The following is a 12,038-nucleotide window of genomic DNA, read 5'->3' on the forward strand; positions in this document are numbered from 1 at the left end:
TGGAGCCTTGCCACAGCGGCAATGTTCGCATCCTTAGTACAATAGCTCCAAGTTGACTTCGCTCTTGGCCACGAGTTACATCCACATGCTGGCAAACGGGAAAGAAAGACCTTTGAATCGAGATGCTCGGCCGTTGTCGCCCATCTCACGACGGCCCAAGAAAAAGAGCCCGCTCGGTCGTGCCGAGCACTTGGCTGGGCTCATTTTGTCCGTTGTCCGTCGCGATGGGATGAAGACCGGCGATCGCCTCATCGAGCAAAAGCTTGCCGATGCGCTTGGCCTGTCGCGCGCGCCAATTCGCCTAGGCTTAAAGGCTCTAGAAGAGGCGGGGTTCGCGCGCGGTGAATTGCACCGCGGCTTTGTCTTGACAAGAGACCCTACGAGCGTAGCCGCACAATCCACACTGGCGGCGGTAAGCCGCGCGGAAGAGGCCTACGCGACGATTGCAACGGACGTGGTCGCAAAGCGCCTTCCCGCCGATGTCACGGAAGCCGAATTGCTGCGCCGTTACGATCTAACACGCACCGAATTACAACGACTGCTGGATCGGATCGCAGCGGAAGGGTGGATCGCGCGCTCACCGGGCTACGGGTGGCGTTTTGCTGAAACTGTATCAAGTCCCGAAGCGCAGACACAAGTTATGGCGTTCCGCGCGGTGATCGAACCAGCAGCAATTGCTCAACCTGGTTACGCTCTGGCGCCAGAGGTCATCGAGCGACTTCGCGAGCGCCAGCTGCGCATTTTTGATGGCGAGCTGGAAAAATTCACGATAGGTGAAGTGTTTCAATGGGGATGTGATTTCCATGAGGAGATCGCGCGCGGTGCCAAGAATCCCTTCTTCGTCGAGTCACTTAAGCGCGTAAATTCGATTCGTCGCTTGTTTGCATACCGAAGCTTCGCTGATCGCGACGGCATGCGCCGGCACGTGAAGGAACACCTGAGGCTGCTCGACGTCCTGGAGGCCCGCCGGTATGCTGATGCATCGGCTCTGATGATGCGTCATATTCGACGCCCGCTTAAGGTGTACGTCTTCAGATAGGTGCCACAGGCGGATCCGTTTCCGAGTTGCATTTCGACAGCTTAAACTGCTCGCCGGACACTGTCGACAAAGCGTGGCACGTCGTCAGTTGTAAGGCCGGCCAGATTGATCCTGCCGTTTCCAACGATATAGATCGCATCATCCTTGCGGAGACGGTCGATCGTGGCAGAATGCAAGGGTAAGGTGGAGAACATTCCCTTTTGCGCCCCGAGCTGAGAAAATTCGGGCATACCCCGTCCGACGGCCGCACGAATTTTTAAAATTCTTTCCCGCATCGTCGTGAGCTCGCGAAGCCAATCCTGACGAAGGGCGGTGTTCGACAGGATAGTGCCGACGACCGCAGCACCATGGTCGGGCGGCATGGACCAGTTAACTCTCGCTAGGGCAGCCATGGCTTGAACAGTCCGCCCTACTGAGACCGGGTTCGTGCCATAGACGAAGAGCGCTCCGGTCCGCTCCCGATACAGTCCGAAGTTTTTGCTACAAGAATAAGCGACGAACGCTTCGCTCACGCTGGACAGCACTATTTCTAGTCCTTCTCTATCCTGCTCTAAACCATCACCGAATCCCTGATAGGCAAAGTCGATGAGAGGAATGAGGCCTCTCTCCTCCACAAGTTGCGCGATCGCCCGCCATTGATCAAGGCTAAGATCCGTGCCCGATGGATTGTGGCAAGTCGCGTGAAGCAGCACGATATCCCCTCTCCTTGCGCTCTTGAGCGATGAGAGCATTTCGTCGAAGCGAAGCGTTTGAGAAATGACGTCGTAATAGGTGTACGTACCTATTTCCAATCCCACGGCCTCAAAGATTGGAATGTGGTTGCCCCATGTCGGCAGGCCCACAAATATCCGGCTAAAGGGTGCCGCCAGCTTTATGACCTCGCAAGCTAACCGGACCGCACCGCCGCCGCCAGGTGTCTGAACGCCACCTAGTCGATCCACCTCGATGTTTCCGATCGCGAGCTCGCGGATAAGGCTGACGAACTTTGTGTCACCGAGTGGGCTTACGTATGATTTGGTGTCCTGTCCCTCGAGCAAGAGATGTTCGGCGGCCTTCACCGCGGACAGGACGGGCGTAACGCCGTTATCGTTTCGATAGACCCCCACACTCAGGTCGATCTTGTCCCGCCGAGGATCGTTGCGGCATGCCTCGGCTAACGCCAACACGGCGTCGGCCGGCAGATCAGGCAGGGCTTGAAACATAGCTTCTCCTTACTGAACGATCGTTTGTGCGGCTCATTGGCTCTATGCAATGAGGGCTGGAGTTGGCGCGCCTCTTCAATCGGGCACGGGCGTGGCTTCGTGGACGAAAGGCATTCTTGGTGCGGCGCTTCCGTTTCACCAAGAACGCTATTTGGCTTACGCCAGAACCGCAGGGCGAAAGGATTCCGTCGGGATGCACCCCTGAAGCGGACGCCCGATGAATATCGCCGCGCGGCGCGCGAACAGGCAGCGCCAGGCAGTTCAGCCAACAGGATAATCCATGCAAACCTCACCCGAAAATAGAATTCCGCGGAATGCGAGCGGATCATGTCCTGGCCGCCCACCGGCAGAGCCTCGTTCCGGGGCCCCCGAAGCGGTTCGGAATCTTCATTGACAGATGATGTCACATATTGTTCTTTAATGCAAGAATATACAATAGGGCGCCAATGGACAATTCACCGGATGTGCACATCTGCGAAGTTGCACCGCGCGATGGCCTTCAAAACTTGGATGTCATTGTGCCAACAGGCGCAAAATGCGAGCTGATCAGTGCGATCGTCGCCGCGGGGGTGAGCGAGGTCGATGCGGGCTCATTTGTACCGGCTACGGTCGTGCCGCAATTCGGCGACGTTGGAGCAGTTGTTGCGCACGCGTTGACCCATAAGTCTACGACCATCGGCGCGGTCGTACCGAACGTTAAAGGTGCTGAGCGCGCGCTCGCGGCCGGAGTCAACAGCATGTATTTCGTGATCTCGGCGAGCGAAACGCACAACCGGGCGAATGTGCGCCGCACGATTGAGGAACAGCTCGAAGCATTCCGTGTAGTTCGTGCGAGGATCAACGCGCAAAAAGCTCCTGAGCGGCCGCATCTTGTGGGCGCTGTAGCGACAGCTTTTGGCTGCTCAATGGAAGGCGACGTCAGTGAGGCCGCGGTGTGTCGCCTTGTGCAGGGTTTCGCCGAGGCGGGTGCGGACGAGATCGGACTAGCAGATACCGTCGGCTACGGCACCCCAACGCAGGTTAAGCGGATCGTACGCGCGGTTCGCAACGAGACCGGCCCAAAAATGATGCTCAGGCTACATCTGCATGACACGCTTGGCGCCGGTCTTGCCAACGTCGTCGCGGGGCTCGAAGCGGATGTCCGGCGCTTCGATGCTGCTGTTTCGGGGCTTGGCGGCTGTCCCTTCGCACCGGGCGCACGGGGCAATATTGTGACTGAGGATCTCGTGTTCATGCTCGAACGGATGGGCCTCTCCACTGGGATCGATCTGGATCGGTTGATGGCGACACGCGAAATTCTCGCCCGGCACGTTGAGCAGAAGCACCTGACAGGTCATCTGCACGAGGCTGGAATTCCAAGGGTGTTGCGGAGGGTGGCATGATGGGCGGCAATCCCACATCAGGGCCGACAATTCCCCGCCCCCTCGAAGGCGTGCGCGTCGTTGAATTCAGTCAGATGGTCATGGGCCCTACCTGTGGGCTCATCCTCGCCGACCTGGGCGCCGATGTGGTCAAAGTCGAGCCGCTCAAGGGCGATCGCACTCGCTATTTCAAGGGGCCTGCCGCGGGTTTTTTTGCGACATACAGCAGGAACAAACGCAGCATCGCGCTCGACACGTCGAGCCCGGGAGGCAAACAGGTGGCGCGCCGGCTCACTGAGCGCAGCGATGTTTTGATCGAAAACTTCCGACCGGGTTTGATGAAGAGGGTCGGTCTCGACTACAATTCAGTGGCCGCATTCGCGCCGCGGCTGATTTATTGCTCACTCAAGGGATATCTCCCCGGACCCTACGAGAACCGTCTTGCGCTCGATGAAGTCGTTCAGATGATGGGCGGGCTCGCCTACATGACCGGCCTGCCGGGCCAGCCAATGCGCGCGGGCGCCTCAGTGAATGACGTCATGGGTGGCATGTTTGGGGTGATCGCGATCCAAGCCGCGCTCGCCGAACGACAGCGCACCGGCCGCGGTCGTTACATCCAAAGCGCCCTCTTCGAGAACAACGTCTTTCTAATGGCACAGGCGATGATGTGCGAGGTCGTCACCGGACGCCCTTCAATTCCGTACTCGGTGAAGGACAGTCCTTGGCCGATCTATGACCTGTTCGATACAAAGGACGGATCAAAGCTTTTCGTCACTGTCGTTGGGGAGGAGCAATGGCAGGCGTTCTGCCTCGCGTTTGATCGGGCTGCCTGGCTGAGCGATCCGCGTTTCATCACGGCTCAAGGTCGAGTTGATCATCGCGACTGGCTGATCCCGGAAGTCGCCAAGATATTTGGCGGCTGGAACAAGGCCGAACTTGCCGCGAAGCTGGAAGAACTTGAGCTGCCCTATGCGCCCGTGAACAAACCGGGTGATTTGTTCAGCGATCCCCACCTCAATAAATCGGGTGGTTTGACCGAGATCCGCTTGCCCGATGGCCGTAACACCAAAACCCCCTTGCTGCCGATATCGCTCGACGGCCGCCGCCTCGCAAATGGCAATGACCCGCCTCAGGTCGGCGAACATACACACGACATCCTCGGCGATATCGGGTTTTCGACAAACGAAATCGCTGCGTTAGAAAAAGCGGGGACAATCGCCTCGTCGGCCGTATGACGGATCTTAAGCGCCTGGTTCGCAACAAGCAGCAGGGGAGTAATGCATGACCATCACACGGCGCCGAGTCCTTGTTTCGGGCTCCGCATTTGCGGGCACCTCGTTGCTGCCGAGCCAGTCGCGCGCTCAAGGCAAGCCGGTCACCCTCGCCTTCGGCCCCACAACGCCAATCTATGCCATCGGCATGATCGCCGAGCTCAAGAACTATTTCAGGGATGAAGGACTCAATTCGAAACTGATTACAGGCAACTCGGGCAGTTTCGGTCGCCAGATGCTCGCTTCGGACCAAGCGATGTTCGCCCACGGTGACGCCAGTCACCCCCTTCAACTCACGGCGCGCGGCAAGGCATGCAAAATTCTGCTCGCAACTGAAATGGCGTGCTCGTACGCCAATGTTGTTGTGCGGCAAGACCTCTATGAAAGCGGCATCACGTCGCTCGAGAAGCTAGCGGCCTACAAGCGCCCAGACGGGGCCAAGCCGATCATCGCGGCCACGGCCATCGGATCGGGCAGTTGGGTCTATGGCACTTATCTGTTTGAAGCACGAGGGCTTGGCGGAAAAGTGAATTGGGTCGCTGGCGGCGGGCAGGAGATCATGTTTCCGTCTCTCGAAACCAAGCAGTTTGATGCCATCATGGCACCGCCAAGTTGGATCATCGAAATCAAGAAAAAGGGCTTTGGCACTCTGATCTACGATACCTCCCAACCGGGGATGTTTGAGAAAGATTTCGGGGGCACGGTTCCGGTGCTGGTCGTCTACACGCTGGCGGACACGATCGAGCAGGACAAGCCGACGGTACAGGCCTTCGTGAACGCGATTTATCGGGCGATGAAGTGGGTCAAAACGACGCCGCTCGCCGAAGTCCAGGCACTGGTTGCGCCCAAGTGGTTTTCTGGAATCGATCCCACCGCCGTTAGCGCAGAGCTTGGCTTTGACAAATTGACTTGGGCATATGACGGAAACATCGACAAAGCCGCCTATGATCGGGGCAGCAGAATTTGGTCCCGCAAGGGTACAGAAATTCCGGAGACTGCATACGAGGACGTTGTCGATATGAGCTTTCTCAATGTAGCGAAGGCAAAATACAAGTGATGTCCGCGCCTGGCCCCAGCCTCGCCGTTGCCCGAGAAACGACGAATGCGGACGCTGGTCGCACTCGGATTGCTGTGCAAGGACTAGTTAAGCGCTTCAGCGCCGGTCGAGGCGATTTTGCTGCCGTCGACAATGTATCATTCGAGGTTCGCCAAGGCGAATTCGTTGCCTTGCTCGGCCCCTCCGGCTGCGGAAAGAGCACGATCCTCAACATGGTGGCCGGGCTCTTGCCACATTCAGGCGGCCGAATTCTCGTCGACGGCGACTTAGTTGATACCGGCAAGGTAAATTCCAACGTCGGTTACGTGTTTCAGCGCGACACACTATTTCCTTGGCGAACGGTCGAGCAGAATATCGGCTACGGGCTCGAAATCTCCGGTATCACGAAGACGGAGCGTTCCGCGCGGGTTGCCGATGCGATTGGAAAGGCCGGGTTGACTGGCTTCGGCCAGAGCTTTCCTCGGATGCTTTCGGGCGGGATGCGTCAGCGGGTGGCCTTAATGCGCACCCTCATCCTCGAACCTGAAATTCTCCTGATGGATGAGCCTTTCGGCGCGCTTGATACTCATACCAAGCTGGAAATGCACAAGACATTGCTCGATATCTGGGAGCGCGAACGGCAGACTGTGCTGTTCGTAACTCACGACCTCGGCGAGGCGCTTACACTGGCCAGCCGCATCATCGTCCTGTCCGCAAGGCCCGGACGGCTGAAGGATGACTTCCAGGTGCCCTTTCCTCGTCCGCGAGATCCAGTCGGGTTGCGCGAAACGGCCGAATTCGGCCGCCTGTATTCTCACATCTGGCATTCGCTTGGCGAAGAGTTTCGCCGTACCAAGGCCGATTGATCATGGCTACCCGTCGTCAGGTGATCGTGCTCTGGCAGATCGCAATTTTCGCTTTTCTGCTTGTGATTTGGCAATGGGGCTTTGAATGGAGCAAAGCAGTTCTGCCAAGAGCCTATGTTCCCAAGATTCTCGACCCGTATTTCGTGGCGAAGCCGTCATTGATCTGGCAGAGCTTCTTGCGGCTTAGCTGCCTCAACGACCCATCGGATTTTCTGGTCTGCTTCAGGAATGCCGATAACAATCTTTGGATAGCGACGCTTGTCACGCTGAAGAATACTTGGTGGGGATTTCTGTTCGGCTCGGCCGCCGGCATCGTCGTTGGCCTCCTCCTCGGACGCTCGGACGTTCTTGCGCGCATATTTGGACCGTTCATTCTGGCGTTCAATTCGATCCCACGCATCGCGCTCGTGCCACTGATCATTCTCATGTTTGGCCTTGGCGATGTGTCGAAGGTGGTGACCGCCGCACTCGTCGTGTTCTTCATCGTGTTCTTTAATACGTTCGAAGGCACGCGGGCGGTCGACAGAGATCAAATTGCCGCCGCCCGCCTATTGGGCGCGAGCGAGCTGACCATCTTGCGTACCGTTGTCATTCCGTCTGCGCTGGCCTGGGTGTTCGCGTCTCTGCTCCCTGCAGTGTCGTTTGCACTTGTCGGCGTGATCGTCGGAGAGTTTATCGGCGCTGAACGTGGCCTCGGCAAGCTCATCATTGAGGCAGAGGCACGCGCCAATGCCAGCGAAATGATGGTCGCGATCTTTATAATGATGATCGTCGGAACCATGCTGGCGCTGCTTGTACAATATTTGCAATCATACCTCTTGCGTTGGCAGCCGCAGTTCGAAAGATCTGCATAAATCGTCGACCGGCAGATGATGGAACAGCGACGATGAATGCGCAATTTGGCACGCTCGCAGCGCGGGTGGGCGGCGGTGAACGTCTCAGCTTAAGTTGCCAAGCCGAGCTGATGGGGGATGTCCGGATCAGGCGGGAGGTTCCGAGTCGTCTCGTCGTCGAGCCAAATCGCAACCCCTGCAGGCGCAGTCGTCCCACTAAGAGATCCCTGGTCAGAGCTCACCCCTTGTCTGATCGGTCTGACTAAGGACGCCCGCGATGGCCAACAATGACTACGATCCAACAGCAGAAGGCGCAGAAACGAATTTCGCTGCGCGGATGTCCTATAGCGATTATCTGCGATTGGAGACCATTCTCAGCGCGCAGCATCCGCTGTCGGATGCGCACGATGAGATGCTGTTCATTGTGCAGCATCAGGCCTCGGAGCTCTGGATGCGACTTGCCATTCATGAATTGGGTGCGGCCCGCGACGCGATTGCACGCGACGCCGTCGCGCCGGCAATGAAAATGCTGGCGCGCGTCTCACGTATCTTCGAACAGTTGAACAGCGCATGGGACGTGCTGCGCACGATGACGCCAAGCGAGTATACGCATTTCCGGGCGAAGCTCGGACAGTCGTCCGGCTTCCAATCCCGTCAGTACCGCCTCATCGAATATGTTTTGGGCAATCGCAATCCAGCCATGCTGAAGCCGCACGCGCATGATGCGGAGGCGACACGGCTTCTTGAGAGGGAGCTCACAATCCCAAGCCTGTACGACGAGGTGCTGCGCCTCGGCAACCGCAAGGGGCTTGCGATTCCGCGCTCCGTACTGGAACGTGATGTCCGTGAAACGCATCGCCTCAACGATGCAGTGGTCGAGGCCTGGCGCTGTGTCTATGAGGCGCCGGAAACGCATTGGCTGCTCTACGAGCTTGCTGAGAAGCTCGTCGACTTCGAGGACTATTTCCGCCGTTGGCGCTTTAACCATGTGACCACCGTGGAGCGCATCATCGGCTTCAAACGAGGTACGGGAGGCACCGGCGGCGTCAGCTATCTCAAGCGAATGCTGGAGGTCGAACTATTCCCGGAACTCTGGCGCGTCCGAACGGTCCTATGAGCACTACAGAAAACAGATTGCGCGTTTACGAACAGACAAAGCCGCTGTTCAACATTCCGGACGGTGTGACATATCTGGATGGCAATTCGCTTGGTCCGCTGCCGCTTAGCACGGCTGATCGAATGGGCCGCGTCATCCAGCAGCAGTGGGGCGTCGAGCTGATCCGCGCCTGGAATACTGCCGGCTGGTATGTGCAGCCGCGCAAGCTGGGTGATCGGATTGCACGGCTTATTGGCGCTGAAACTGGGTCTGTCACCGTTGGCGATACGCTGTCGTTGAAGGTCTATCAGGCGCTCTCCGCCGCGCTCGAGATGAATCGTGATCGCAAAATCGTGTTGTCGGATACCGGCAATTTCCCGACCGATCTTTATATGGCCGAAGGCTTGATCGCGACCTTGGGACGCGGGCACCAATTGCGGCTCGTTCGGCCTGAGGAGATAGAGGAATCGCTGTCCGAGGAAATCGCGGTGCTCTATATCACGGAGGTGGACTATCGCACGGGGCGGCGTCATAACATGGCCGAGCTCACCGCAAGAGCCCACGCACTGGGCATCGTCACTGTCTGGGACCTCGCACATTCTACCGGCGCGTTGCCCGTCGATCTCGCACGCGTTGGCGCCGACTTCGCGGCCGGATGCACCTACAAGTATCTCAACGGCGGCCCTGGGGCGCCGGCGTTTCTCTACATTGCGCCGCGCCATGCTGATCACGCGCGGCCTGCTCTGTCGGGCTGGATGGGCCACGCCAAGCCCTTCGCCTTCGATCTCGGCTATGCACCAGCAGTTGGCATTGAGCGCATGAGGATCGGCACTCCGCCCGTGCTCGCTATGGCAGCGCTGGAAGCCTCGCTCGATATCTGGGACCGCATCGACATGCATGAAGTCCGCGCTCGCTCGCTCGAGCTCGCCGATCTGCTGATTGGCGAAGTCGAGCGTCTCTGCCCGCAGCTCAGGCTGGTGACGCCGCGCTCGCATGAAGAGCGAGGCTCACAGGTTTCGTTCGCATTTGAAAGGGGCTACGCAGCGATGCAAGCCCTGATTGCCCATGGCGTGATCGGCGACTTTCGGGCGCCCGACATCATGCGGTTCGGTATCACCCCGCTTTATATCGGCAAGGCCGAAGTGATGAGAGCAATCGAGGTGATCGAGCGGGTATTTACGCGGGAGCTTTGGCGGCGGCCAGAATATGACGTTGTGCATGCCGTGACATGAGCGCTTAGCAATGCGTGCGTCTCCACCAAGTCTGCTCACACACAATACCCTGCTGCGAGATAGCAGGTACTCGTCTGGCGGGTGTCCCTTTCCCCGACACAAAATCGTGTTACAGTCTGTGCATACTAGTGCTCGCTGGGATTTTGCATCACCTTCCCTTGGCTGGCTAAACGCCGCTCGCATCGGTTTTTCAAGCGGGCGGCGTTTTTGCCTTTTTGTGTTTACCGCCTTGAGCCAAACGAAAAAGCCCCGGTTTGCCGCCGGGACCTCCCTTTTCCGATATACGCATTTAAGCTGTGTCGGGTGGGACTGAGGAAGCACCCGACGATCTCCGCCTAACCGCGGTGTCCTAATTCATCGTTACGGAGTCCGAATTAGGATTGAACCTACAGATAGGCATGCATGCCGTTCCCGAGCGCCCCCGGCGAGGAGCTCCGCTCCTCGTTCCGCGACGGATCGAAGCAGGATGGAGTGCGTCGTTTCGGCGTAGAGAAGAAGGGAGTGTTCGAATGAACGGTGCCTTCTGGTTATTGCTCTTACTAGCCCGGCTTATCGGTGTCGGAAACGACTGAAACTCCGAAATTTGAGCGGGATCACCCTAACGTTTTTTGGAACGACTAAAATGCGCGAGCACCTAGTGGTTCAGCTCAGTGATTTTGACTCTTTGCGGTGGCTGGATAGGCGCGGCCGAGTTTGGCGCGTGCTTTGTCAGGTTGCGAACATCCACTTGATGCGAGCTCGAGTTTTGCTTCGCCGGCTTTGCCATGCTGCGATCTCGTTTCGGGACCTTTTGGGGTCGTCGATGCGGCGGCCAAGACACTGGCGCTGAAACACGCTGATCTCGCACTCGACCATGATGAGCCAACTGGCGTGTTTCGGGGTGTAGTGACCTGCCGGCCAAGCCGTCTGGCCCCCTCGCCCGCAACCGTCGAATTTTTTGGTCGCGCGCCTTCCGGCGCCGTCGTCGCAATGCCCACTTCCCGATCGAAATTATTTCGAAAAATGATAAGAAAAGGCGCGTCACGGAAAGCGACCAGAAAGATCTGCTGTCATCGGCAAATCAAGCAGACTTCATGATCTTCACGGTCCCGAACGGTATGCTACAATGTGCATTACACGGAGTGCCCAAGCCCCATCTTTCGTCGACGTGACCTGCCACTCATCATGTGGGACAAAACGGCGTGTGGCAGTTTTAGCCTACCGATCAAATAGCCTTGTGCTGCGTTGCAGCCGAGTTTGGGCAACCACGACCATTGCTGCTCCGTTTCGATACCCTCGGCCAGCAGCGGTATTCCAAGACTCCTGGTCCTGCTCACGATGGCACGCATGATCGCGTCGGAGCGCTGGTTGGTTCCAAGCTCCGCGACGAAGGGGCGATCGACTTTGATGCGATCGAATAGGAAAGCGTGGAGGTAATCGACTGACTTGGCTTCACGAGGAATACCACGCCTATCTGCAGGCTGCTGACGAGCCGCGTCGCGGCGACCTCGATAGCCGAGGCAATCTTACGATGGCAGGGCTTCTTGATTTCTGCAAATTCTTCCTGGCCACCTGTGTTGACCAGGTCAACTTCATGGCCGGGCTTTTGGAGCCGGAAGAATTACTGAGGCGGATGGAGATTTGGACCGAGGAGGAGACGCGTGCAAAGCGCCTTCCAAAGGGTTCATGGCCTTTGCTGCGCGAAGCGGTCATGGCGGGCGAATATGCTCGGGGCCCTGCGCGCGGCCTCACCGGCTACAAAGAGCGCCAGGCGCGGGCGGTGCTCAACTCCCTTATTGAAAAGGGTTACCTCGTCTCGTCCACAACACGCTCGCCGGTGAAGCTCGGCTTCCCAACTGCGGTTGTCGATCGTTGGTTTCCAACACTGTATCAGCCAACCGCTTAGAGCCACACGCCAGCCCGCTGCAGATTCGGTCCTGTTACCGCCGCCTCAGAAATTCCGGTATCGAAGGCGGAACCCTGGGGTCAACATTGGGTGTAACCGGCATGAGCCCCCCACCTGGGCATCGCGCGAATGAGCTGCGATACAGCCTGGCATGAACTGTTTTTTGGAGGTGGGCTATGGCAGATGCCATGCATGAAGCCAGGCTTGATGCCAGGCA

11 protein-coding genes and 1 pseudogene are annotated in these 12,038 nt (G+C 58.0%); 9 read left to right on the forward strand and 3 right to left on the reverse strand.

Annotated elements, in window-relative coordinates; translation table 11 throughout:
- Positions 1-229: 229 nt before the first annotated feature.
- Complete coding sequence (locus RPS27_RS03400) at positions 230-1,039, forward strand: GntR family transcriptional regulator (RefSeq protein ID WP_232995542.1); 810 nt, start codon at positions 230-232, stop codon at positions 1,037-1,039.
- A 41-nt stretch (positions 1,040-1,080) separates the two neighbouring features.
- Here the strand turns inward: RPS27_RS03400 and RPS27_RS03405 are convergent, their stop codons facing one another.
- Positions 1,081-2,241 carry an amino acid aminotransferase gene (locus tag RPS27_RS03405; protein ID WP_194468753.1) on the reverse strand — a complete coding sequence of 387 codons (1,161 nt, stop codon included), beginning with the start codon at positions 2,239-2,241 and terminating at the stop codon, positions 1,081-1,083.
- A gap of 446 nt (positions 2,242-2,687) precedes the next feature.
- Between RPS27_RS03405 and RPS27_RS03410 the strand changes: the two genes are divergently transcribed.
- From RPS27_RS03410 to kynU, 7 genes are all read left to right on the forward strand, one after another.
- Positions 2,688-3,623, forward strand: a complete 936-nt coding sequence (locus tag RPS27_RS03410; RefSeq protein ID WP_128929962.1) for a hydroxymethylglutaryl-CoA lyase — start codon at positions 2,688-2,690, stop codon at positions 3,621-3,623.
- Positions 3,620-4,837 carry a CaiB/BaiF CoA-transferase family protein gene (locus RPS27_RS03415; protein WP_232995541.1) on the forward strand — a complete coding sequence of 406 codons (1,218 nt, stop codon included), beginning with the start codon at positions 3,620-3,622 and terminating at the stop codon, positions 4,835-4,837. The genes RPS27_RS03410 and RPS27_RS03415 overlap by 4 nt, the downstream gene beginning before the upstream one ends.
- Before the next feature lie 46 nt (positions 4,838-4,883).
- Positions 4,884-5,930 carry an ABC transporter substrate-binding protein gene (locus RPS27_RS03420; RefSeq protein ID WP_128929961.1) on the forward strand — a complete coding sequence of 349 codons (1,047 nt, stop codon included), beginning with the start codon at positions 4,884-4,886 and terminating at the stop codon, positions 5,928-5,930.
- Positions 5,930-6,775, forward strand: a complete 846-nt coding sequence (locus RPS27_RS03425; protein ID WP_164933581.1) for an ABC transporter ATP-binding protein — start codon at positions 5,930-5,932, stop codon at positions 6,773-6,775. The genes RPS27_RS03420 and RPS27_RS03425 overlap by 1 nt, the downstream gene beginning before the upstream one ends.
- A gap of 2 nt (positions 6,776-6,777) precedes the next feature.
- Complete coding sequence (locus RPS27_RS03430; protein WP_128929959.1) at positions 6,778-7,629, forward strand: ABC transporter permease; 852 nt, start codon at positions 6,778-6,780, stop codon at positions 7,627-7,629.
- Between the two features lie 256 nt (positions 7,630-7,885).
- Complete coding sequence (gene kynA, locus RPS27_RS03435) at positions 7,886-8,725, forward strand: tryptophan 2,3-dioxygenase (RefSeq protein WP_128929958.1); 840 nt, start codon at positions 7,886-7,888, stop codon at positions 8,723-8,725.
- Positions 8,722-9,936, forward strand: a complete 1,215-nt coding sequence (gene kynU, locus RPS27_RS03440) for a kynureninase (RefSeq protein WP_128929957.1) — start codon at positions 8,722-8,724, stop codon at positions 9,934-9,936. The genes kynA and kynU overlap by 4 nt, the downstream gene beginning before the upstream one ends.
- A 647-nt stretch (positions 9,937-10,583) precedes the next feature.
- Here the strand turns inward: kynU and RPS27_RS03445 are convergent.
- A pseudogene (locus RPS27_RS03445) lies at positions 10,584-10,824 on the reverse strand (IS630 family transposase); the annotation flags it as partial.
- Positions 10,825-11,048: 224 nt separating this feature from the next.
- Entirely contained in the window at positions 11,049-11,378 is a 330-nt protein-coding gene (locus tag RPS27_RS03450; protein WP_128930197.1) for an EAL domain-containing protein, read from the reverse strand.
- A gap of 68 nt (positions 11,379-11,446) precedes the next feature.
- On the opposite strand from RPS27_RS03450, the gene RPS27_RS03455 reads away from it, so the two are divergent.
- Positions 11,447-11,821 (forward strand): hypothetical protein, encoded by a 375-nt coding sequence (locus RPS27_RS03455; protein WP_188637391.1) that lies wholly within the window; start codon positions 11,447-11,449, stop codon positions 11,819-11,821.
- The last annotated feature ends 217 nt before the right edge of the window (positions 11,822-12,038 follow it).

Origin of the sequence: Bradyrhizobium sp. WYCCWR 12699 (assembly GCF_032144035.1) — a bacterium.
Taxonomy (GTDB): domain Bacteria; phylum Pseudomonadota; class Alphaproteobacteria; order Rhizobiales; family Xanthobacteraceae; genus Bradyrhizobium.

Coding starts and splice junctions, on each gene's coding strand:
- RPS27_RS03430 (WP_128929959.1), top strand. CDS start 6,778: ATGGCTACCCGTCGTCAGGTGATCGTGCTCTGGCAGATCGCAATTTTC.
- RPS27_RS03405 (WP_194468753.1), bottom strand. CDS start 2,241: ATGTTTCAAGCCCTGCCTGATCTGCCGGCCGACGCCGTGTTGGCGTTA.
- RPS27_RS03400 (WP_232995542.1), top strand. CDS start 230: ATGAAGACCGGCGATCGCCTCATCGAGCAAAAGCTTGCCGATGCGCTT.
- RPS27_RS03415 (WP_232995541.1), top strand. CDS start 3,620: ATGATGGGCGGCAATCCCACATCAGGGCCGACAATTCCCCGCCCCCTC.
- RPS27_RS03410 (WP_128929962.1), top strand. CDS start 2,688: ATGGACAATTCACCGGATGTGCACATCTGCGAAGTTGCACCGCGCGAT.
- RPS27_RS03420 (WP_128929961.1), top strand. CDS start 4,884: ATGACCATCACACGGCGCCGAGTCCTTGTTTCGGGCTCCGCATTTGCG.
- kynA (WP_128929958.1), top strand. CDS start 7,886: ATGGCCAACAATGACTACGATCCAACAGCAGAAGGCGCAGAAACGAAT.
- RPS27_RS03425 (WP_164933581.1), top strand. CDS start 5,930: ATGTCCGCGCCTGGCCCCAGCCTCGCCGTTGCCCGAGAAACGACGAAT.
- RPS27_RS03455 (WP_188637391.1), top strand. CDS start 11,447: ATGGCAGGGCTTCTTGATTTCTGCAAATTCTTCCTGGCCACCTGTGTT.
- kynU (WP_128929957.1), top strand. CDS start 8,722: ATGAGCACTACAGAAAACAGATTGCGCGTTTACGAACAGACAAAGCCG.